This is a genomic window from Belnapia sp. (assembly GCF_059504005.1).
On sequence record NZ_JCACHU010000077.1, the window covers coordinates 119,119 to 139,749 of the forward strand.

The 20,631-nt window shown below is 71.8% G+C and carries 23 protein-coding genes; 8 read left to right on the forward strand and 15 right to left on the reverse strand.

The window, feature by feature from the left end; genetic code table 11:
- Nucleotides 1–103 precede the first annotated feature (103 nt).
- A complete protein-coding gene (locus AC5JJ1_RS11805; protein WP_495785322.1) occupies nucleotides 104–514 on the forward strand; it encodes a helix-turn-helix domain-containing protein in 411 nt (136 codons plus the stop codon).
- A 76-nt stretch (nucleotides 515–590) separates the two neighbouring features.
- On the opposite strand, the gene ptsP is transcribed toward AC5JJ1_RS11805, so the two are convergent.
- Genes ptsP through AC5JJ1_RS11830 form a run of 5 tightly spaced genes read right to left on the reverse strand, consistent with a single transcriptional unit; the run spans nucleotide 591 to nucleotide 4,584 of the window.
- The gene (gene ptsP / locus AC5JJ1_RS11810) at nucleotides 591–2,438 is read right to left on the reverse strand and encodes a phosphoenolpyruvate--protein phosphotransferase (protein WP_495785323.1); all 1,848 of its coding nucleotides are present in this window, start codon (nucleotides 2,436–2,438) and stop codon (nucleotides 591–593) included.
- Nucleotides 2,428–2,757, reverse strand: a complete 330-nt coding sequence (locus AC5JJ1_RS11815; protein WP_495785324.1) for an HPr family phosphocarrier protein — start codon at nucleotides 2,755–2,757, stop codon at nucleotides 2,428–2,430. The genes ptsP and AC5JJ1_RS11815 overlap by 11 nt, the downstream gene beginning before the upstream one ends.
- On the reverse strand, nucleotides 2,754–3,200 hold the full coding sequence (locus AC5JJ1_RS11820) for a PTS sugar transporter subunit IIA (protein ID WP_495785325.1): 447 nt from the start codon (nucleotides 3,198–3,200) through the stop codon (nucleotides 2,754–2,756). Before AC5JJ1_RS11820 ends, AC5JJ1_RS11815 begins: the two co-directional genes overlap by 4 nt.
- The gene (gene rapZ / locus AC5JJ1_RS11825) at nucleotides 3,197–4,126 is read right to left on the reverse strand and encodes an RNase adapter RapZ (protein ID WP_495785326.1); all 930 of its coding nucleotides are present in this window, start codon (nucleotides 4,124–4,126) and stop codon (nucleotides 3,197–3,199) included. Before rapZ ends, AC5JJ1_RS11820 begins: the two co-directional genes overlap by 4 nt.
- Nucleotides 4,123–4,584 carry an HPr kinase/phosphorylase gene (locus AC5JJ1_RS11830; protein WP_495785327.1) on the reverse strand — a complete coding sequence of 154 codons (462 nt, stop codon included), beginning with the start codon at nucleotides 4,582–4,584 and terminating at the stop codon, nucleotides 4,123–4,125. Before AC5JJ1_RS11830 ends, rapZ begins: the two co-directional genes overlap by 4 nt.
- Before the next feature lie 102 nt (nucleotides 4,585–4,686).
- Between AC5JJ1_RS11830 and AC5JJ1_RS11835 the strand changes: the two genes are divergently transcribed.
- Both AC5JJ1_RS11835 and AC5JJ1_RS11840 read left to right on the forward strand, forming a co-directional pair.
- The gene (locus AC5JJ1_RS11835; protein ID WP_495785328.1) at nucleotides 4,687–5,637 is read left to right on the forward strand and encodes a serine/threonine dehydratase; all 951 of its coding nucleotides are present in this window, start codon (nucleotides 4,687–4,689) and stop codon (nucleotides 5,635–5,637) included.
- 109 nt (nucleotides 5,638–5,746) lie between these two features.
- Entirely contained in the window at nucleotides 5,747–6,253 is a 507-nt protein-coding gene (locus AC5JJ1_RS11840; RefSeq protein ID WP_495785329.1) for a hypothetical protein, read from the forward strand.
- Here AC5JJ1_RS11840 and AC5JJ1_RS11845 read toward each other — a convergent pair.
- Entirely contained in the window at nucleotides 6,250–7,053 is an 804-nt protein-coding gene (locus AC5JJ1_RS11845) for an undecaprenyl-diphosphate phosphatase (protein ID WP_495785330.1), read from the reverse strand. The two genes, AC5JJ1_RS11840 and AC5JJ1_RS11845, sit on opposite strands and share 4 nt — an antisense overlap.
- Nucleotides 7,054–7,148: 95 nt before the next feature.
- Between AC5JJ1_RS11845 and AC5JJ1_RS11850 the strand changes: the two genes are divergently transcribed.
- Both AC5JJ1_RS11850 and AC5JJ1_RS11855 read left to right on the forward strand, forming a co-directional pair.
- Complete coding sequence (locus AC5JJ1_RS11850) at nucleotides 7,149–8,060, forward strand: heme-dependent oxidative N-demethylase family protein (protein WP_495785331.1); 912 nt, start codon at nucleotides 7,149–7,151, stop codon at nucleotides 8,058–8,060.
- Between the two features lie 51 nt (nucleotides 8,061–8,111).
- The gene (locus AC5JJ1_RS11855) at nucleotides 8,112–8,660 is read left to right on the forward strand and encodes a hypothetical protein (RefSeq protein WP_495785332.1); all 549 of its coding nucleotides are present in this window, start codon (nucleotides 8,112–8,114) and stop codon (nucleotides 8,658–8,660) included.
- Nucleotides 8,661–8,667: 7 nt separating this feature from the next.
- Here AC5JJ1_RS11855 and rbsK read toward each other — a convergent pair whose 3' ends face one another.
- The 7 genes from rbsK to deoC are packed head-to-tail and all read right to left on the reverse strand — an operon-like array spanning nucleotide 8,668 to nucleotide 15,953.
- On the reverse strand, nucleotides 8,668–9,600 hold the full coding sequence (rbsK, locus tag AC5JJ1_RS11860; protein WP_495785333.1) for a ribokinase: 933 nt from the start codon (nucleotides 9,598–9,600) through the stop codon (nucleotides 8,668–8,670).
- A 3-nt stretch (nucleotides 9,601–9,603) separates the two neighbouring features.
- Nucleotides 9,604–10,692, reverse strand: coding sequence for an aldose 1-epimerase family protein (locus tag AC5JJ1_RS11865; protein ID WP_495785334.1), 1,089 nt, complete (start codon nucleotides 10,690–10,692; stop codon nucleotides 9,604–9,606).
- A 2-nt stretch (nucleotides 10,693–10,694) separates the two neighbouring features.
- Complete coding sequence (locus AC5JJ1_RS11870) at nucleotides 10,695–11,687, reverse strand: ABC transporter permease (RefSeq protein ID WP_495785335.1); 993 nt, start codon at nucleotides 11,685–11,687, stop codon at nucleotides 10,695–10,697.
- Nucleotides 11,688–11,703: 16 nt separating this feature from the next.
- Nucleotides 11,704–12,696 carry an ABC transporter permease gene (locus AC5JJ1_RS11875; protein WP_495785336.1) on the reverse strand — a complete coding sequence of 331 codons (993 nt, stop codon included), beginning with the start codon at nucleotides 12,694–12,696 and terminating at the stop codon, nucleotides 11,704–11,706.
- Nucleotides 12,693–14,189 carry a sugar ABC transporter ATP-binding protein gene (locus tag AC5JJ1_RS11880; protein ID WP_495785337.1) on the reverse strand — a complete coding sequence of 499 codons (1,497 nt, stop codon included), beginning with the start codon at nucleotides 14,187–14,189 and terminating at the stop codon, nucleotides 12,693–12,695. Before AC5JJ1_RS11880 ends, AC5JJ1_RS11875 begins: the two co-directional genes overlap by 4 nt.
- Before the next feature lie 4 nt (nucleotides 14,190–14,193).
- Nucleotides 14,194–15,255 carry an autoinducer 2 ABC transporter substrate-binding protein gene (locus AC5JJ1_RS11885; RefSeq protein ID WP_495785338.1) on the reverse strand — a complete coding sequence of 354 codons (1,062 nt, stop codon included), beginning with the start codon at nucleotides 15,253–15,255 and terminating at the stop codon, nucleotides 14,194–14,196.
- A gap of 20 nt (nucleotides 15,256–15,275) precedes the next feature.
- Nucleotides 15,276–15,953 (reverse strand): deoxyribose-phosphate aldolase, encoded by a 678-nt coding sequence (gene deoC / locus AC5JJ1_RS11890; RefSeq protein ID WP_495785339.1) that lies wholly within the window; start codon nucleotides 15,951–15,953, stop codon nucleotides 15,276–15,278.
- A gap of 95 nt (nucleotides 15,954–16,048) precedes the next feature.
- Between deoC and AC5JJ1_RS11895 the strand changes: the two genes are divergently transcribed.
- On the forward strand, nucleotides 16,049–16,816 hold the full coding sequence (locus AC5JJ1_RS11895) for a DeoR/GlpR family DNA-binding transcription regulator (protein ID WP_495785340.1): 768 nt from the start codon (nucleotides 16,049–16,051) through the stop codon (nucleotides 16,814–16,816).
- 25 nt (nucleotides 16,817–16,841) lie between these two features.
- The gene (locus tag AC5JJ1_RS11900; RefSeq protein ID WP_495785341.1) at nucleotides 16,842–18,473 is read left to right on the forward strand and encodes an FGGY-family carbohydrate kinase; all 1,632 of its coding nucleotides are present in this window, start codon (nucleotides 16,842–16,844) and stop codon (nucleotides 18,471–18,473) included.
- 87 nt (nucleotides 18,474–18,560) lie between these two features.
- On the opposite strand, the gene AC5JJ1_RS11905 is transcribed toward AC5JJ1_RS11900, so the two are convergent.
- Nucleotides 18,561–19,646: a TRAP transporter substrate-binding protein gene (locus AC5JJ1_RS11905; protein ID WP_495785342.1), complete on the reverse strand. Its 1,086-nt coding sequence runs from the start codon at nucleotides 19,644–19,646 to the stop codon at nucleotides 18,561–18,563.
- A gap of 100 nt (nucleotides 19,647–19,746) precedes the next feature.
- Between AC5JJ1_RS11905 and AC5JJ1_RS11910 the strand changes: the two genes are divergently transcribed.
- The gene (locus AC5JJ1_RS11910) at nucleotides 19,747–20,394 is read left to right on the forward strand and encodes a DUF1275 family protein (RefSeq protein WP_495785343.1); all 648 of its coding nucleotides are present in this window, start codon (nucleotides 19,747–19,749) and stop codon (nucleotides 20,392–20,394) included.
- A gap of 8 nt (nucleotides 20,395–20,402) precedes the next feature.
- On the opposite strand, the gene AC5JJ1_RS11915 is transcribed toward AC5JJ1_RS11910, so the two are convergent.
- On the reverse strand, nucleotides 20,403–20,631 hold a 229-nt coding region (locus AC5JJ1_RS11915), incomplete at its 5' end, for a hypothetical protein (RefSeq protein WP_495785344.1).

Here is a 20,631-nt window from a genome sequence, read left to right on the forward strand (position 1 = left end):
AGTGACGAATCCGGCGCTCATCCTCTTGCGAAAGTGTTTTGAAGTTTTCACAACTGGTGGTGGAGAACGCCCTTACGTTACGAAACTGGTCCGGAGCTGAACCATGCCTCAAGCCCTGGCTGCGACCGAGTTGCCGATGCCGCACCAGATGGCCTGGCCCCAGCGGGACGCGGCGCCGATCCATCCCCGCCTCAAGCAGGCGCGGCTGGGGGCCGGGGTGACGCTCGCGCAGATGGGGCGGGCGCTGGGCGTCAGCCCGCAGCAGATCCTGAAATACGAGACGGGGCAGAACCGGCTCTGCGCCTCGCGCCTGCCGGCCTGGGCGATGACCTGCGGGGTGAGGGTGGAGGACCTGCTGGACCAGGCGACCGCGCCGCAGGCGCCGCTCGGCGAAGGGGTGGCGAGCCTGGTACAGGCCTTCATCGCCATCGCCGATGCCGGGGTGCGCCGGGCGCTGGTGGAAACCGCCCGCGCCCTTGCCGAGGCGGATCGCCAGCGCCAGGCGGTTCGCTGAGGGCAACCCCCGGCAACGGGCGCGGGGACCCGGAAGGGGCGATCCGCTCGCGCCGATGCGGGGCGGAGCGGCCCCCTCAGCCCTTCTCGGAGCCCGTCCCGAAGTTCAGCACCAGCTCATGGATGCGGGCAGGATCGGACTGCTCCATCACGCGGCGCGCGAAGCGGGCGCAGTCGGCGATGTCGAGCGAGCGGATGGCCTGCTTCACGCGCGGGATCGCGCTGGCATTCATCGACAGGCAGCGGATGCCGAGGCCCAGCAGCAGCGGCACCAGCCGCGGGTTGCCCGCCATCTCGCCGCAGACGGAGACGGGCATGCGCAGCCGCAGCGCCGCTTCCGTGGCGAATTGCATGAGGCGCAGCACGGCGGGGTGCAGGCTGTCGTAGAGGTGGCTGACCTCGGCCTCGGCGCGGTCGACGGCCAGCGTGTACATGGCGAGGTCGTTGGTGCCGATGGCGAAGAAATCGGCCTCGAGCGCGATGGCGTCGGCGGCAAGCGCCGCGCCCGGCGTCTCGATCATCACGCCGAGCTCGGGCAGCTTCTCCGGCAGGGCAACCCCCTTGCGGCGGAGGCGGCGGGCGACGCGCTCATAGATCTCGCGCGCGGCCTGCACCTCGGAAGGATTGGTGACCATCGGCAGCAGGATGCGGACCGGGCCCCGCTCGGCGACGCGGAGGATGGCGGCGAATTGCGCCTCCAGCAGTTCCGGCCGCTTCAGCAGCAGGCGGAGCCCCCGCAGCCCGAGCGCCGGGTTGGGGCCGGAATGCGTCGGCGCCACGCCCTCGCTCAGCGCCTGCATGTCCTTCTCGCCGCCCCAGTCGAGGACGCGGATGGTGACCGGGTCGCCGCCCATGGCGTCCACCACCTGGGTATAGGCCATGAGCTGGGCCTCCTCGTCGGGGAGGTCCTCGCGGTTCATGAAGAGGAATTCGGTGCGCAGCAGGCCGATGCCCTGGGCGCCGGCCTGGGCGATCAGCGGCAGTTCGGCCGGGATCTCGAGATTGGCCTGCAGCTCCACCAGCTCGCCATCGGTGGTGACGGCGGGCAGTCGGCGCAGCTTCGCCAGCTTCGACCGCTCCTTGGCGAAGGCGGCGAGCGAGGCGCGGCCCTTGTCGAGCGCCTTCTCGCCCGGCCGCAGCACGATGGTGCCGGCGGCGCCGTCCAGCACCGCCATGTCGCCGCGCTCGGCGCTCTCGCTGAGGCCGGTGGCGCCGAGGATGGCGGGGATGCCGAGCGCCCGCAGCATGATCGCCGTATGGCCGTCGGCCCCGCCCTCATCGGTGGCGACGCCGGCGACGCGCGTCGGGTCGAGCAGGGCGGCATCGGCCGGCGTCAGCTCCTCGGCGACGAGGATGGCGCCCTCGGGCATGCCCTTGAGGCTGCGGAAGGGCGTGGCGGTGAGGTTGCGCGTCAGCCGGCGGGCGATCTCGCGCACCTCGCCGGCGCGGCGCTGCAGGCCGGGCTTGTCGTCGTCGCGGGCGGCGAGGATCAGGGCGGCGATCGATTCCGCCTCGTCCTGCACCGCGGTCTCGGCGGCCAGCAGCTCGGTCTCGATGCGCTTGCGGGCGCCGCGCAGCAGGCGGGAATTGCCCAGCATCAGCACATAGGCGTCGAGCAGCGGCGCCAGCTCCTCCTGCGCTTCCTCGGGCAGGACGGAAAGCCGCGTCTTCAGCTTGCCGAGCTGCTTGCGGGAGAGGGAGACGGCCTCCGCCAGCCGGGTCTTCTCGGCCTCGGCCCGGTCGGCGGTGATGGCGCGGCGCGGCGCCTCGGTCGGGACCTCGGTGGTGTCGAAGACCGGGCCGATGGCGATGCCGGGCGAGACCGGGATGCCGCGGATGGTGTGCTCGCGGCCGCGGCGGGGGCCGGGCTTGCGGAGGATGTCGGCCGGCTTCGCCTCGGAGCGATCGCCCCGCTCAGTCTTCATGGAAGCCGGCCTCGACCAGGCCGGCGACTGCATCCAGGGCTTCGCGCGCATCCCAGCCTTCGGCCTCGATGGTAACCTTGCTGCCCTGGCCGGCGCCCAGCATCATCAGCCCCATGATGGAGCAGGCGGGCACCTTCTGCCCGTCGCGGGAGACGCTGAGGCAGGCGGAGTAGCGCTCGGCCAGCGTCACCAGCTTGGCGGCGGCGCGGGCATGCAGGCCGCGGCTGTTGCGGATGGTGATGCACTGGCGGAGCACCAGCTCCTCGCCACCCGAGGCGGCGGGGGCGTCGGAGGCGGCTTCGCTGCTGGTCTGGCTCATGGCTTGTTTCCACCATTCCCTTGGGCGCCCCCGTTGACCCGGGCGATCCCGTTCGGGATGTCGCCCGCGGCGGCGATGTATTTGCGGCCGGCGGCGGCGGCATGGTCCACCGCCTCGGCCAGGGGTTCCGACGAGCGGATCTTGGCGAGCTTCACCAGCAGGGGAAGGTTCACCCCGGCGATGACCTCGACATGATTGTGGTCGGCGAGCGAGACGGCGAGGTTGCAGGGGGTGCCGCCCATGATGTCGGTCAGCACCACCACGCCGTCGCCCTGCTCGACCGCCGCGATGCTCTCGCGGATGTCCTGCCGGCGACGCTCCATGTCGTCCTCGGGGCCGATGCAGACGGTCGCGACCGCGCGCTGCGGCCCGACCACATGTTCCATGGCGAGGCGGAGCTCGTCGGCCAGGCGGCCATGGGTAACCAGGACCAATCCGATCATGGGGACGGTGAAAGGGCCTCCCGACCCCCTGAATGGGCTTCCGGGGCGGCCTTGTGGTGTGCCGCCTCGTCCAGTTCGCGATGCGTGACATCCGCACGCCAGCCCAGGGCACGCAGATGGTCAGCCAGACGCTCGGCGACAAGGACCGAGCGGTGCCGGCCCCCGGTGCAGCCGAGCGCGACCGTGAGGTACTTCTTGCCCTCGGCCACGTAGCGCGGCAAGAGCGGATCGACGAAGCCAACGAGCCGGCTCCAGAAGCCGGGAAAGTCGGGGTCCGCCTCGACATAGGCGGCGACGGGCGCGTCCCGCCCGGTCTGCGGCTTCAGCTCCGGCACGTAATGCGGGTTGCGCAGGAAGCGCACGTCGAAGACCAGGTCTGCCTCGCGCGGCAGGCCGCGGGGGAAGGCGAAGGACTGGACGTGGATGAGGAGGCCGGGCGCGCCCTCGCGGCGGAAGCGGCGCTCGATCATCTGGCGGAGCGCGGGCAGCGGCAGGTCGGAGGTGTCGACCACCATGTCGGCGGCGTCGCGCAGCGGGGCCATCAGCGCCTGCTCGCGGGCGATGCCGTCGGCGACGCGGCTGCCGAGCGAGCCGCCGGGGGCCAAGGGGTGGCGGCGCCGGGTCTCGCTGTAGCGGCGGAGCAGCACGGCATCCTCCGCCGTTGCGTAGACCAGGGTGACGGCGATGTCGGGGCGGAGGCGGAGGCGCGAGAGGGTAAGCAGCACCGTCTCGGGGTCGAAGCCGCGGCTGCGGGTGTCGACGCCGGCGGCGAGCGGCTGGTCGCCATCGCCCACCAGTTCCTCGAGCAGGTCGAGGGGCGCATTGTCGACGGTCTCGAAGCCGAGGTCTTCCAGATGGCGGAGGATGGAGGCGCGGCCCGCGCCCGACAGTCCTGTGACGAGGACGACCGGGCGCGCGGCCATCATTTCATGCCTTTGGCGAAGGCGCCGGCCGGCTGGGCGATGCGGCCGAGGGCGGTATCGAGGGCCAGCGCCAGCTTCGCCGGCGCCGAGGCGTCGAAGGCATGGAGGCGGATGGCGGGCAGGGTGACGCCCTCGGCCGACCAATGCTCCGGCTCCGGCAGGCGGGGGATCTCGGCGCGGGGCAGCAGGCGGACGACGAGGCGGAGCACGGGGGAGAGGGCACGGGGGAAGGGGCCGAAGAGGCCGAGGCCGCGGACCTCGACCAGCCCGGCAAGCGGCGCGGGGGCGTCAGGGCGCAATCCGCCCGCCTCCGGCCGGAGCGCGACCTGGTCATCGGCGACCAGGGACCATCCCGATTGCATCAGGCGCAGCACCAGATCGGACTTCCCTGACCCGGACGGACCGAGGAGGAGGACGGCGTCCTCTCCCCGGGCGACGGAACTGGCATGGAGCAGCATCATGGCCGCCACCGAACAGAAGCTTCACATTGGCAGAAAGCCTAGATCGTTCCAAGGGTACCATCGGTTGCACCGCATCATCGGTCGTGCCACCGATGGCGCATCATGATCGAGACATCTCCCATCGGCCAGGACGCGATCCGCGCGGCAGCCCGGCGCATCGCCCCCCATATCCGGCGGACGCCGCTGCTGCGGCTGGCCGGTGCCGATCTCGGCCTGGCGCATGACGTGGTGCTGAAGCTGGAACTGCTGCAGGCGAGCGGCAGCTTCAAGCCGCGGGGGGCCTTCAACACGCTGCTGGCCGGGACGGTGCCGCCGGCCGGGGTGGTGGCGGCCTCGGGCGGCAACCACGGGGCGGCCGTCGCCTATGCGGCGCGGGCGCTCGGCGTCCCGGCGGAAATCTTCGTCCCGGAGATCACCGGGGCGGCGAAGCGGGCGCGGATCGAGGGCTATGGCGCGCGGCTGGTGGTCGGCGGCGCGGCCTATGACGCGGCCCGCCAGGCGAGTGAGGCCCGGGCGGCGGAAACCGGGGCGCTGCCGGTCCATGCCTATGACCAGCGGGAGGTGCTGGAGGGGCAGGGGACCGTCGCGCTGGAGTTCGAGGAGGATGCGCCGGGGCTCAGCCATGTGCTGGTGGCGACCGGCGGCGGCGGGCTGATCGGCGGGATGGCGGCCTGGCACGGCGCGGGCGGGACGCGCCTCGTCAGCGTAGAGCCGGAGGGCTGCCCGACGCTGGCTACGGCGCTGCGCGAGGGACGGCCGGTGCCGGCGCCGGTCGGCGGGGCGGCGGCGGACAGCCTCGGCGCGCGGCAGGTGGGGGCGCTGATGTTCCCGCTGGCGCAGCAGGCGGTGGCGGCGGCGGTGCTGGTGCCGGACGGGGCGATCCGCCGGGCGCAGCGGCTGCTCTGGGAGGCGGCACGGGTGGTGGCGGAGCCCGGCGGGGCGACGGCGCTGGCGGCACTGCTCTGCGGCGCCTGGGCGGCGCCGGCGGGGGCGCGCGTCGGGGTGCTCGTCTGCGGCGGCAATTGCGAGCCGGGGAGCGTGGTCGGCGAGTAGCGCGATCGCCGCAGGCCGGCACGGCCGGGGGCGTGGATCACGCGACCAGACGCCCGGCAACTGCCTCGCCGCGCCTCGCGTTCGCCCCGGCGAGAGCGAGGAGGCGGGCATGCGGGTGAGAATTCTGCTGGTGGCGGCGATGCTGGGCGGGGCGGTGCCCGGGGCCTGGGGGCAGCCTGCGGGCCAGACGGTGGCGCCCGGGGCGGCGGCGGCGCCCGACCTCCCCTCCTATGCACGGCTGCTCGAGGATGCCGAAAGCCGGCTGCGCCGGGCGGAGCAGGCGGCGTCCCGCGCGCCGGTCAACCACCAGGGCGGGGCCATCTCCGGCGAGCGGATCGAGCTGATGCAGGTGGCGCGGTCGGCGCAGGACAGCGTGCAGCGCGTGCCGACGAGCTTCGCCGGGAACGAGGCCTACCGCAACGCCGACCGCGAGCTGCGGGAGACGCTCTCCAGCATGATCACGGCGCAGCGCAGCGGCGGCGAGGGCAGCATGCAGGCTGCGGAGAAAGCGGTGCAGATCATCGCCGGGCTGCGGCAGCAGGTGATGCAGGCGGCGGGCGGCACGGGTGCCCCGGCGCCGGCGCCGGCGCAGCCTGCCGCCGGCAGCGGGCGCTAATGTAGCGCCAGCCAAGCCAGCATCAGCGTGCCGAGGGCGATGCGGTACCAGCCGAAGGGCGTGAAGCCGATGCGGCCGATGACGGACAGCACCCAGCGCACGGTCAGCAGCGCGACGACGAAGGCCGTCACGAAGCCGATGCCGACCTGACCGAGCCCATCGGCCGAGATCTCGTGCCGGACCTTCAGCAGGCTGTAGGCGCTGGCCGCCAGCATGGTCGGGATGGCGAGGACGAAGCTGAACTCGGCCGCCACCTTGCGGTCGACCCCGAGCAGCAGGGCAGTGATGATGGTGGCGCCGGAGCGCGAGGTGCCGGGGACCATCGCCAGCGCCTGGCCGAAGCCGACCAGCAGGGCGGAGACCGGCCCGATCTCCGGCACGGAATGGATGCTGGGCGAGGGCCGGGCGCGCTCGATCAGGATGATGGCGACGCCGCCCAGGATCAGCGCCACGGAGACGACCCAGGGGTTGAACAGGCTCTCGGTGATCGTCTTGTGCAGCGTCGCGCCGATGATGGCGGCGGGGACGAAGGCGAGGACCAGGTTGATCACGTAGAAGCGCTCGCGCCCCGGCCGCCAGAACCCGGCGACGAGGCGCAGCAGCAGGTCGCGGTAGATCCAGATCACCGCGCAGATGGCGCCGAGCTGAATGCCGATCTCGAAGACCTTGCCGGGCGGGCCCTCGAAGCCGATCAGCGAGCCGAGCAGGATCAGATGGCCGGTGGAGGAAATGGGGAGGAATTCGGTCAGCCCCTCCAGCACGCCCATGGCGAGGGCGGAGAGGATCGCAGCGAGGTCCATGGGCGATGAGCGCTCCGGGAAGGAAGCGGCGCCTATACCGGGCGAGGCGGGCGGGCGATAGTTGCGAAGGGCATGGGCTCGCCGGAGGTTGAGGCATGGACGGGGCTGAGCTGCCGGGGGAAGTGGTCTACCTGCCCTTCGAGGATGGGCCCTTCCGCATGGCGATGGGGCTGGTCGCCTGCCCCGAGGCCGACTGGATCGAGATCGACGAGCGCTACCCGGCCGAGATGGCGGAGCGGCGGGAGCTGCTGGCGGCGCGGCCGGCGGATGTCTTCGCGGCCCGGCCGGGCTCCGAGGCCGCGCGGGCGGAGGTGCTCGGGATGCTGGCGGCGCATCTGCCGTCCCGCTTCCCCGCCTGGTTCCGGCGGGAGGGCGGGCGGCTCCGGAACGGGCTGACGGGGGAGGCGTGGGACCTCGATGCGCCGGGCTGCGACCCGCTGGAGCTGGCGGCGCAGCTCGTGCAGGAGGATCTCTGCATCATCCGCCCGGCCGAGGGCGGGCCGGTGCTGGAGGCCGGCGTGGTCTGCGCGCCGACGCGCTGGCGCCTCACCGAGAAGATCGGCCGGCCGCTGATGGCGGTGCATGCGGCGGTGCCCTTCTATGGCGAGCGGCTGGGGGCGCCGGTCGACCGCTTCATGGCGCAGATCAAGCCGGGGCGCGTCGCCATGCGGGTGAACTGGTCCGTGGTGGACAGCCCTGCGCTGTTCCAGCTCGAGGGCAAGCACCGGGGCGAGCGGGACCCGGGCTTCACCGCGGCGAATGCGGGGGAGCGGCTGCATCTGCGGACGGAGCGGCAGACCTTCCGGCGGCTTCCGGAGAGCGGCGCGGTGCTCTTCACCATCCGCGTCCACAGCTACCCGCTGACGCGGGTGACGGCGCTGCCGGGCGTCGCGGCGCGGCTGGCCGGGGCGATCCGGGCGCTGCCGGAGGAGATGGGGCGGTACAAGAGCCTGCCGGTCTACCGGGAGGCGCTGCTCGCTTGGCTCGATGCCGCCTCCCACGCTTGATCCGGCAGGCGGATCCCGCCGAGGATCGCGGCCTCAGTCCGGAGTTCAGCCATGATGCGTCTCGCTGCGGGCCTCGCGCTCCTTCTCGCCGGCCCGGCCGTCGCCCAGACCGCGCACCAGCCTTATGCCGGGTTGCAGGCCCGGCCGGTCAAGGCGCTCTCGGAGCAGCAGATCTCGGACCTGCAGGCCGGGCGTGGCATGGGCCTGGCGCTGCCGGCCGAGCTGAATGGCTATCCCGGCCCCCTGCATGTCCTCGAGCAGGCCGAGGCGCTGGCCCTGACGCCCGGACAGCGGGCGCGCACCGAGGCCCTGTTCGCGGCCATGAAGGCGGAGGCCGTGCCGCTCGGCGAGCGGCTGATCCGCGAGGAGACGGAGCTCGAGCGCCTCTTCGCCAGCCGGACAGTGCAGCCCGCCAGCCTGGAGGCGGCGACGGTCGCGGTCGGCGTGACGCAGGGGCAGCTGCGCGCTGCGCATCTCCGCTACCACCTTACCATGATGGAGGTGCTCACCCCGGACCAGCTCCGCCGCTACGGGGAGTTGCGCGGCTACGGGGCCATGGGCGGCCATGGCCAGCACGGACATGGGGCGCACCGGCCTTGATCGGGCCTCAGGGCGTGTCAAGCCGCCGGCAGAATTCGGCGAAGCCGGCGGCATCGGCGAAGGCCTTCTGCGTGCCGGGGCGGGTGATGGAATCGGCGGCGTAGCGGGCGCCCTGGCGCATCGCCGCCTCGATGTCGCGGCTGGCGACATAGGCCTGGGCGAAGGCGCCGATGAAGGCGTCGCCGGCGCCGGTGGTATCGGCGGGCGTCACCGGGACGGCGGGGACATGGACCGTGCCCTCGCGGCGGACCAGGAGGGCGCCGTCGCCGCCGAGGGTGACGATCACCGCCTTCAGACCGCGCGCGACGAGACCGCGGGCGGCGGCTTCGGCCTCAGCGCGGGTGCCGGTCGGCTGGCCGGTGAGGATGGCGAGCTCGGTCTGGTTGGGGATGAGGAAGGTGGCGGGCAGGATGCGATCGAGGGCGAGGCCGGGCGTCGCCGGGGCGGGGTTGAGCAGCACCTCGATGCCCTCGCGAGCCGCCCAGTCGATGACGTGGTAGATCGTCTCCAGCGGGATCTCGAGCTGGAGCAGGATCAGGCCGCAGCCGCGGAGGTCCTCGGCGGCGGCATCGACATCGGCCGGCAGCAGCCGGTCATTGGCGCCCTTGACGATGAGGATGCGGTTCTCGCCTGAGGGATCGACGAAGATCGGCGCGACGCCGCTCGGCGTACCCGGCACGGCGCGGACATGGCGCGTGTCGATGCCGAGCTCCTGGAAGTTGCGGATGGTGTTGCCGCCGAAGAGGTCGTCGCCGACGCGGCTGACCAGCAGCACCTCGGCGCCGAGCTTGGCCGCGGCGACGGCCTGGTTGGCGCCCTTGCCGCCATGGCCCATGGCGAAGGACTGGGCTTCGAGCGTCTCGCCGGCCGCCGGCATGCGCGCCGTGTAGGTCACCAGGTCGACCATGTTGCTGCCGACCACGCCGATGCGGGAGTTCATGGCCTACTCCTGGGGCAGGGATGCGATGAGGCTGTCCATCCGCGCCGTCGCGGCGCGGTCCAGATAGCCGGTCCGGACCGAGAAGCGCGCCTCCTCGCCCGGCGCCAGCATCCGCACATGGCCCTTGCGCTTCTCCGCCGCGTAGCCCTCGGGCTGGCAGGTGGAGGGAAGGGCGAAGGCGGCGACCTCCTGGTCCGGGTCGTTGAGGATCCAGCGGACGGTCTGCGGGAAAGCGGCGGGCGCGTAGGACATGCCGAAGCCGTCGCCCTCCGGCCGGGCGAGCATCAGATGCGTTTCGCCGCGGGCGTCGGTGCCGAGGCCGTGGAGGTAGAAGACCTGCTCCGGGTAGTAGAGCGCGGGCTCGGCGAGCGTCGCCATGCGGGAGGGGTCGGCGGCGAGAGACTCGATCAGGGCGAGGTAGTTGGGGTTGGGCGTCACATGGGCGGGAACGGCGCGGCGCACCGCCGTGCGCTCGGGCGTGAAGGGCGCGGGCTGCACGCATCGGCCGCCGGGGACGAAGGCGAAGTTGATGTGCGCCATGTACATCAGCTCCATCGGCTTGCCGGAGAGGTTGCGGACGGCGAGGCCGATCTCGAAGAGCGTGGCGCCGGGGCGGAGTGTGACCGAGGGCTGGGCCAGGTAGTGCGGGCCGAAGCCCATGACATGGTCACGGAGGCTGACGGTACGCAGGAAGGGCTCGCCCTCCTCCTCGCCGAGTTCGAGCCAGGCGCGGTCCATGGCGGCGCAGGGGAATTCGCCATGGGCCGGGTGGTCGTCCTCCGGGCCGGGCACGCCGTTGCGCAGGAGGCCGCTGTGGAAGGCGAAGCAGCCATAGGTCTCGGCGATGGTCCGCGCCGGGCGCGGGGCGTCGAAGCCGCTTTGCATGGCGAGCGGTACGCCGTCGAAGCGCGCCGACCAGATCATGCCGCCCATCCAGGGCAGCACCATCACCTCGCCCCGCGCATTGCGCAGGCGAAGCGCTGCGATGCCGGTGTGGAAGCGGAAGAGGCTGGCGGAAAGCTCGCCGGCGGTGAGGATGCGCCGCTCCGCCTCGCCGGCCAGGGCCTCGTGCAGGGGGATGGTCGCGGTCATGCTCAGCGGGTCCGGTTGCGCCAGGCGGCGAGGGCGATGGAGAGCAGCAGGAAGCCGCCCCAGATCAGGTCCACCAGGAAATTGCTGAACCGCATGATCTGCAGGCCGGAGGAGAGCAGCATCAGCGCCGCCAGCGCCAGCACGATCCCCGGCACGCTGGCGCGGCCGCCGGCCGGGTTGGTGCCGGCGAGCACGGCGATCAGCACGGCCTGGAGCAGGTAGGAGACGCCGTAGTCGGACTTCGCCGCATTGGTCCGGCCGGAGAGCAGGATGCCGGCGATGCTCGCCAGCCCGCCGGTCAGGACATAGGAGAAGAAGACGGTGCGCCCCGTCCGTAGCCCAGCGAAGGCGGCGGCCCGCGCATTGGTGCCGATCAGCGCCAGGTTGATGCCGAAGGCGGTGCGCGCCAGCATGAACCAGACGAGTGCGGCCACCACGAAGAAGACGATCAGCGGCACCGCGATGCCGAAGGCGGTGCCGTTGCCGATCAGACCCCAGAGCTTCGGGAAGCCGACCACCGCCGGCCCGCCGGTCAGCACGAGGCAGGTGCCGGTATAGACCTGGCCGGTGCCGATGGTGGCGAGGATCGGCGTCACCCGCAGCTTGGTAATGAGCAGTCCGTTGATCGCTCCCGCCAGCAGCCCCGTGCAAAGGGCGAGGCCGATCCCCGCAGCGACCAGCGGCCAGGCGAGGTTGGCGAGCTCCGGCCCGCGCGGCGCGCCCACGGCGTGGAAGAAAAGGCCTGCCAGGATGCAGGAGAGGTTGGCGATGCCGATGACGGAGAGGTCGATCCCGCCCGTCAGCATCGCCACCATCATGGCGATGGCCAGCAGCCCGAGCTCCGGCGCGACGAAGGTGATCGACTCGAAGACATAGGGGCGGAGGAAGCGCTCCGGGTTCAGCGCCGCCATGGCCGCGAAGATCAGCAGCGTCAGCAGGGCGAGCTGCAGCAGGTTGGTGTCGATGCGGCGGAGGCGCTGGGCGATGGCGGTCATGCGGCGGGCCCCTCCCTCAGGCGATGCGCTTGCGGTCGCGCCAAGCGGTCGCCGCCGTCGCCGCGATGACGATCAGCCCGACCACCACGCGCTGCCAGGTGGTGTCGATGCCGAGGATGATCAGGCTGTTGGTGATGACGACCAGCGTCAGCCCGCCGAGGATGGTGCCGATGACCGAGCCCCGCCCGCCGAAGATGCTGGCGCCGCCGAGCACCACTGCCGCGATCACGTCGAGCTCGAGGCCCATCATGTCGCGGGGGTTGGCCGTCCAGATCATCGCGCCATGCAGCAGCCCGGCGAAGCCGGCGATGGCGCCGGCGAGGCCGTAGATCAGGAAGGTGGTCTGGCGGATGTTGAAGCCGACGCGGCGCGCTGCTTCCTCGCCGCCGCCGAGGGCGTAGATGCCGCGTCCGACCATGGTGTAGCGCAGCAGCAGGTGGACCAGCAGGGCGATGACGGCGTAGACCAGCACCATGGCGGAGAGGCCTGTCTGGCTGCCATCCGACTGGGTCACGCTGAAGAGCTGGGTGCGGCCGAAGTCGATCAGCTTCGGCGGCATCTGGTCGATGTTGATCTGGCTGGTGCCGACCACGCCGAGGATGAAGCCGCGCACCGCCGTGCCGGTGCCGAGGGTTACGATCAGCGGGATCATCCGGAGGTAGTGGACGAAGACCGCGTTCACCAGGCCAAGCAGCAGGCCGATGCCGGTCGCCATGGCGAAGGCCGGGAGGATGGCATCGAACCCCCAGGCGATCATCGCCTTCACCGTCAGGTACATGGCGGCGATGGCGAAGGCGGGGAAGGAGACGTCGATGCCGCCCGAGAGCATCACCAGCAGCACGGCGAGGCCGAGGATGCCGGTGATGACGCTGGCGCGGAGCAGGCTGAAGATGTTGGAAGGCTGCCAGAAGACCGGGTTGACCAGGCCGATGGTGACGACGGTCACGACGAGGACGGCGGCGACCATCAGCTCCGGGTGGCGGCGGAAGGCCGCGGCGATGCCGTTCATGCCAGCGCCGCCAGCTGCTCGCCGAGCGCCGTCTCGCTCGTCGCCTCAACCGGCGTGTCGGAGACGAGGCGGCCGCGATGCAGCACCAGGATGCGGTTGCAATTCTCGACCAGCTCCGGCAGGTCGTCGGAGATCATCAGCACGCCGAGGCCCCGCGCCCGCGCCAGCTCGCGGATCTTGCGGTGGATGCCGGATTTGGACCCGACATCGACGCCGACGGTGGGGCCGTTCAGGATCAGAAGGCGCGGGTCGTTGAGCAGCCAGCGGCCGATCACCACGCGCTGCTGGTTGCCACCCGAAAGCTGGGTGACGGGCCGGTCGCCGGTCGGGGTGGCGATGGCCATCTCGCGGATCATGCCTGCGGCGTCGCGGGCGGCGCGGCCGGGCTGGACGACGCCGCCGCGGCTCAGCCGAGGGAGGGAGGTCGCCAGCATGTTGCGGTCGATGGTCTGGGCGAGGAAGAGGCCTTCAGTCAGCCGGTCCTCCGGGACGTAGGCGATGCCGTGCTCGATGGCGCGTTGCACGCTGTCGAGCCGTACCTCCAGCCCGGCGACGCGGATGCGGCCGGCATAGCCTGGCCGCATGCCGAAGAGGGCCAGCGCCAGCTCCGTCCGCCCGGAGCCGAGCAGGCCGGAAACGCCGACGATCTCGCCAGGCCTGACGCGGAGGGAAATGTCCTCGATCTGGCCGGGGACGGTCAGCCCCTCGACCTCCAGCAGCGGCGCCGCATCGGGCGTCGGCTCCCAGCGGTAGCCTTCGGCGGCGATCTCCTGGCCGGTCATCGCGCGGGTGATGGCGGCCTCGTCGAATTCGGCGATGGGGCCGGCGGCGACGACGCGGCCGCTGCGGATGACCGTCAGACGCTCGCTGATCTCCAGCATCTCGCGCATTTTGTGGCTGACGAAGAGCACGGCGATGCCCCTCGACTGGATGTCGCGCACCACACGAAAGAGCGCCGCGACCTCACGCCCGGTGAGCGCCGTGGTCGGCTCGTCCATGATGAGCAGGCGCGGGTCCGACATCAGCGCGCGGGCGATGGCGACGAGCTGCTTGCCGGAGGTCGGCAGCGTCTCGACCAGCGCATCCAGCGGCAGGTCGACGCCGAGCCGCTCGATCGCCCGCCGTGCGAGCTCGCGCACGCGCCGCCAGGAGACGAGCTTCCGCCCCTCCTGCAGCTCGCTGCTGAGCGCCAGGTTCTCGGCGACCGAGAGGTTCCCGAAGAGCGAGAAGTCCTGGTAGATCACCTGCACGCCATGGGCGATGGCGGCGCGCGGCGTCATGCCCTCGATGCGCGCGCCGTCGATCAGCAGCTCGCCCTGATCGGGCTGCCAGACGCCCGAGATGACCTTGATGAGGGTCGACTTGCCGGAGCCGTTCTCCCCGGCCAGGCAATGGATCTCGCCCCGCCCGATCGAGAGCGAGACATCCTCGAGCGCGCGCACGGCGGCAAAGCTCTTGCCGACATGGCGCAATTCGATGAGCGGGGCGGACATCGGACTAGAAGTTGTACTGGGCCATGTTGTCCTTGGTGACGCCGACCCAGCCCTGACCGACGAGGATGTTCGGCCGCTTCGGATCCGGCGCCTGCAGGCTGTTGTAGCCGGCGAGGCCGAGGTCGAGCCCGGCCTTCACCGGCTTCTTCGCCAGCGCCATGACGGCCAGGATGTTCATGGCGTAGCCGGCCGTCGCCGGGTCCCAGAACTGGATGTAGCTGATGTCGCCGTTGCGGAGGTATTGCCCGGCGACGGAGACGAGGCCGGTGCCGGAGAAGAACAGCTTACCTGCCAGCTTGCGCTCGGCGATCAGCCGCCCGGCGCCCGCCGAGGTCGGCATCGGCGCGCCGAGGATGCCCTTCAGGTCGGGATAGGCGGTGAGGACTTCCTTCAGCTTGTTGTAGTCGGTGGTCGCGTCGTCATAGGTCTCGATGCGGCGCGTCGCCTCCTGCATCTTCGGGAAGTGCTGCTTCTGGTAGGCGACGGCGCCGTCGATCCACTCCATCTGCGACTGCGAGGTGAGGCTGCCGACGGTGGCGACATACTTGCCCTCGCCGCCCATGTCGCGCCCCAGCACCTCCATCAGCTTGGCGCCATAGGCGTGGTTGTCGAAGGCCTCGATGTCGTAGTCGATGTTCTCGAGCCCCGAGGCCTCGTGCGAGATGACGACGATGCCCTGGCGCCGCGCCTTCCGCAGCACCGGCTCCACCGCCTCGACCGAGAAGGGGACGATGCAGATGGCATCCACCCCCTGGGCGATCAGCCCCTCGACCAGCTGCACCTGCGCCGCGGCATCGGCGGCGCTTGGGCCGACCATCCAGGTGTCATGGCCCTGGTCGGCGCCGAACTGCTTCACGCCGACGCGCATGCGGTCGAACCAGGCGATGCCGTCCACCTTCACCACGGTGGCGATGCTGTACTTCTTGGTGGCTTTTGCGCTGATGTCCTTCGAGACCTTGCTCGCATCCACTGCCGCGCCCTGCGCGAAGGCCGGCCGCCCGAGCGCCGCCGCCATGAGCCCGCCCGCGGCCAGCGCGCCGAGGCTCCGCCTGTCGATTCCGTTCATTGGTGTCTCTCCCTTGATGGTCAGTAGCCGCTGCCGGCCGGTGCGCCGGTGATCAGCGCGACGCCGGAACTCGCCCCGATCCGCGTGGCGCCGGCGGCAATCATCGCCTCCGCCGCCGCGCGGGTCCGTATCCCGCCGGAGGCCTTCACCCCCAGCGCGTCGCCCACCACCGCGCGCATCAGCGCCACATCGGCCGTGGTCGCGCCGCCGGTGGAGAAGCCGGTCGAGGTCTTGACGAAATCGGCGCCCGCCTCGGCGGCGAGGCGGCAGGCGAGGCGCTTCTGCGCGTCGTCCAGCAGGCAGGTCTCGATAATGACCTTCAGCACGCGGCCGGGGCAGGCGGCGCGGACGGCGGCGATGTCCTCGCGCACCGCATCCGCCCGGCCCTCGCGCAGGGCGCCGATGGCGATGACCATGTCGATCTCGTCCGCCCCGTTGCGGACGGCGTTGGCCGTCTCCGCTGCCTTGTCGGCCGGGGTGGTGGCGCCGAGGGGGAAGGCGACGACCGAGCAGGTGCGGACCTCGCTGCCGCGCAGCAGCCCAGCGACCAGCGGGACGTGCACCGGGTTCACGCAGACCGAGGCGAAGCCGTGCTCGCGCGCCTCGGCGCAGTAGCGGCGCAGCTCCGCCTCCGACGCCTCCGGCTTCAGCAGGGTGTGGTCGATCAGCGGGGCCAGCGCGATCGGGGCCTGGGTCATGCGGCGGGCGTCCTCGGGATTGTTAGAATTCTAACCTTTGTGGTATCTGCAACATTGGTTGTCCGAGCGTCAAGCACACCAATCCGGGAGGAGCGATGGCGGAGGGCGCAAGGCAGGGCGCCCGGCTGGCGCGGCTGCAGGCGATGGTGGCGGAAGGCGGGCCGATGCGGCTGGAGGCCGCGGCGGCGGCACTCGGCGTCTCCTCCATGACCTTGCGGCGGGACCTGGCGCGGTCCGGCCCCGGCCTCAGCCTGCTCGGCGGGCATGTGGTGCCGCTCGGCGCCGGCGCGGGATATGCGCTGGAGCGGGAGCAGGGCAGCCACCTCGCCGCCAAGCGCCAGGCGGCGCGGCATGCGGCGGCGCTGGTGGAGGAGGGCGACACCCTCTTCATCGATTGCGGCACCACCATGCCGCATCTGGCGGAGGCGCTGCGGCCGGGCATTTCCCTCACCATTCTCTGCTATGCGCTCAACATCGCCACGCTGCTCAGCCGGCGGCCGCAGACGCAGCTGATCCTGCTCGGGGGGCTGTTCCATCCGGCCTCGGCGACATTCGCCTCGGACGAAGCGCTGGCGGGGCTCCGGCGCATCCGCATCAACAAGGCCTTCCTCTCGGCGGGTGGGGTGGATGCGGCGGGGGGCGTCACCTGCACCAATTTCAACGAGGTGCCGGTGAAGCAGGCCGCCATGGCCGCCGCCGCGCAATCCATCCTGGTGGTGGATGCGAGCAAGTTGGGGCGGCTGAAGCCAGCGCATTTCGCCCCCCTTGCGGCCTTTGACCGCATTGTGACCAGCCCGCTCCCCGATCCCGCCGCGGCGCTGCCGCTGCGCCGTGCCGGGATCCGGCTGGACGAGGCATCCTGAGCGCAGGGAAGGGGACGGGGCCGGCATGCAGGACATCGTCATCGGCGTGGATGTGGGCACCGGCAGCGCGCGGGCCGGCGCCTTCGACGGCGCGGGCCGGATGCTCGGCCAGGCGAGCCGGCCGATCCGGCTCTGGAAACCCCGGCCGGACTTCGCCCAGCAGAGCTCGGCCGATATCTGGGCCGCGGTCTGCGCGGCGGTGCGCGGGGCGATGGCGGGGCTCGACAGGGGGCGGGTGCGGGGCATCGGCTTCGATGCCACCTGCTCGCTGGTCGCGCTGGATGCGGCGGGGGCGCCGGTCTCCGTCAGCCCGGGGGGCGAGGCGGAGCAGGACATCATCGTCTGGATGGACCATCGCGCGGCGGCGGAGGCGGAGGCCATCAATGCCGGCGGCCACGAGGTGCTACGCTATGTCGGCGGGCGGATCTCGCTCGAGATGCAGGTGCCGAAGCTGCTCTGGCTGAAGCGGCACCTGCCCGCGGCCTGGGGGCGGGCGGCGCTGTTCCTCGACCTGCCGGACTTCCTCACCTGGCGGGCGACTGGCAATGCGGCGCGCTCGCTCTGCTCCACGGTCTGCAAATGGACCTATCTGGGGCGCGAGGGGCGGTGGGATGCGGCGTTCTTCCGCGCCATCGGCCTTGGGGAGCTGGCGGAGGAGGGGTTCCGGCGGATCGGGACCGAGATCCTGCCCGTCGGGCAGGCGATCCCCGGCGGACTGGCGGCCGGGGCGGCGGCGGAGCTTGGGTTGCCAGCCGGCATCGCGGTCGGCGCCTCGGCAATCGATGCGCATGCCGGCGGGCTCGGGACGATCGGCGCGGCGCTCGACGGCGCGGCGCCGGATGCGGAGGCGCTCAGGCATCGCCTGGCGCTGATCGGCGGCACATCGAGCTGCCACATGGCCGTCTCGGCCGAGCCGCGCTTCGTGCCGGGGGTCTGGGGCCCCTATTACTCCGCCATGCAGCCGGGGCTCTGGCTGAACGAAGGCGGGCAGTCGGCGACCGGCGCGCTGATCGACCATGTCATCACCACCCACGCCGCCTATCCGGCCCTGGCGGAGGAGGCGCGGCAGGCGGGCGGGACGGTCTACGCGCGGCTCAATGCCCGGATCGAGGCGCTGGCGGCGCCGCTCGCCTTCTCGGCGCTCTTGACCGAGGGGCTGCATGTGCTGCCGGATTTCCACGGCAACCGCTCGCCGCTGGCCGATGCGGGAATGCGGGGGATGATCTCGGGCCTGACGCTATCGGCCGGGATCGATGACCTAGCTCGGCTCTACCTCGCCACGGTGCAGGCTGTCGCCTATGGCACGCGGCACATCGTCGAGGCGATGAATGCCGAGGGCTATGCCATCGACACCATGCTCGCCAGCGGCGGGGGGACGAAGAACCCGGTCTTCCTCCGCGAGCATGCGGATGCCACCATCTGCCGGATCGTGCTGCCGGAGGAGCCGGAGGCGGTGCTGCTCGGCGCGGCGATGCTGGGGGCGGTGGCGGCCGGGCTGCACCCGGACCTGCCGGCGGCAATGGCCGCGATGAGCCGGGCGGGCGAGGTGGTTCGGCCCGACCCGGCCACGCGGCGCTACCACGAGGCCAAGTATGCGGTCTTCCGCCGCCTGCAGGCCGACCAGCGGGAATATCGCCGCATCATGGCGGAGGCCTGACGCACGCCGGTGCCAAGTTGAGGGTTCCGAGGGCCCTTCGGCCCTTGGTCGGGGGAGCTCGAGGGGGACGATGTCCCCCTCGATCCCTCAGCGCGCCGCCGCCGCTGGGAAGGCGAAGTTGTCGAAGCTGCTCTCGGCAATGCGGAACCACTGGTACTCCTCCTGCCGGTAGGCGCGGTAGGCGGTCCAGATCTTCTTGAAGCGCTCGTTCTTGCCGGAGAGCTCATCGTACATCGCATTCGCCTCGTTCCAGGCGGCCTGCAGGATCTCGCGCGGCCAGGGGCGGAGCTGGGCGCCGGCGGCGACCAGGCGGCGCAGCGCCTGCGGGTTCAGGTGGTCGTACTGGGCGAGCATGTTGGCATTGGCCTCGCCGCAGGAGACCTCGAGCGCGGCCTTGTAGCTGTCCGGCAGCTTCGCCATCGCATCGCGGTTGACGATGAGGTGGAGATGCGCGCCGGCCTCCCAGAAGCCCGGATAGTAGTAGTAGCGGGCGACCCGGACGAAGCCGAGCTTCTCATCGTCATGCGGGCCGACGAACTCCACCGCGTCCAGCGCGCCGCGCTCCAGCGAGGGATAGATGTCGGCCGGCGGGATGGCCTGCGGCACCGCGCCGAGGCGGGAGAAGAGCTGGCCGTTGAGGCCGGGGGTGCGGAATTTCAGCCCCTTCAGCTCGGCGAGGGTCTTCACCTCGTTGCGGAACCAGCCGCCCATCTGGGCGCCGGTGTCGCCGGCGGGGAAGCCGACGCAGTTGAACTCGGCGAGCAGCTCGTCGCAGAGGGCATTGCCGCCGCCATATTGCAGCCAGGCGAGGTTCTGCCGGGCGTTCAGGCCGAAAGGCACGCCGGTGAAGAAATTCAGCGCCAGGTCCTTGCCGGCGAAATAGTAGAGCGGGGCATGCCCGCCCTCGAGCGAGCCGGACTGCACCGCATCCAGCACCTGCGGGCCGGGCACGACCTCGCCGGCCGGGAAGAAGCGGATGCGGAAGCGGTTGTCGGTGAGCTGCGCCACCCGCTTCGCAATGGTCTCGCCAGTGCCGAAGAGGATGTCGAGGTTGCGCGGGAAGGCGGAGGAGATGCGCCAGTTCACCTCGGGAGCGGACTGGGCGAGGGCCGGGGCGGCCAGGGCGGCAGGCGTGGCGAGGGCGGCGGCGCCCAGGATCAGGCGGCGGTTCATCGGTGGCGGTTCCTCCCGGTCGGGACCGGACATTGCGCCCGGTCCATGCGATGCGGCGCATGGAAAAGCCTGAACGGCGTTCGGACGCAATACCCTAACGATGGAAAGCGGCGGCATGGCGGATGCGGATGGGTTGCGGCGGTCCTGGCTGGCGGTGCCGCTGGTGGCGGTCGGCGGCTGCGTGGATGCGATCGGCTGGCTGCGGCTTCAGGAACTCTTCGTCAGCTTCATGAGCGGGACCAGCACGCTCCTCGGCGTCGCCCTGGCGGAGCGGCGCCCGGACCGGGCGGCGGAGCTGGCGGCGGTGGTGGCGCTGTTCGCCCTCGGTGCCGTGGCCGGAGCGGGGCTGGCGCGGCTCGCAGGGCGGTGGCGGGCGGCGGCGGTACTGGCCGCGGTGGCGGCGCTGCTCGGCTGCGGCTGGCGGCTGCCCTCGCTCGGCGGGGCCGGGCTGCCGCCGATGGCCTTCGCGGTGGTGCCGGCCATGGGGGCGCTGAACCTCGCCCTGCCGGGGGTGGGCGGCATCACCTTCGTCACCGGCGCGCTGACGCGCTTTGCCGATGCGCTGGTGGCGGCGCTGGTCAGGGTAGGTCCGCATGGGGCCTGGCTGGTGCAGGTGGCGGCCTGGGCGGCGCTGGTGGCCGGGGCGGCAGCGGGGGCCTGGCTTGAGGCAAGGATGGGGCAGGATGCGCTGGTGGTGCCGGCGCTCGCCGCGGCTGTGGCGGCGATGGTGGCGCTCCGGCTGGCCTGAGGCCCGTCCTAAGCGGCAAAAGACTCCGCACGCGATGGTTGTGGCAGGCTGCCGACGCTCGCGGCCCCAAGCAGGCCGAATTCCTCGGCCTGGGGCATGCGCCAGGCATCGACCAAGTCCGGATCGGACCAGGGAAGAGGCAGGTCCTGTGCCGGCCCAGCAACGGAGGCTAAAGGAATGATGAAGGCGCAGTTGGCAAATCGCCTTGCCTGATCAACCGTTTCGGCGATGATGTAA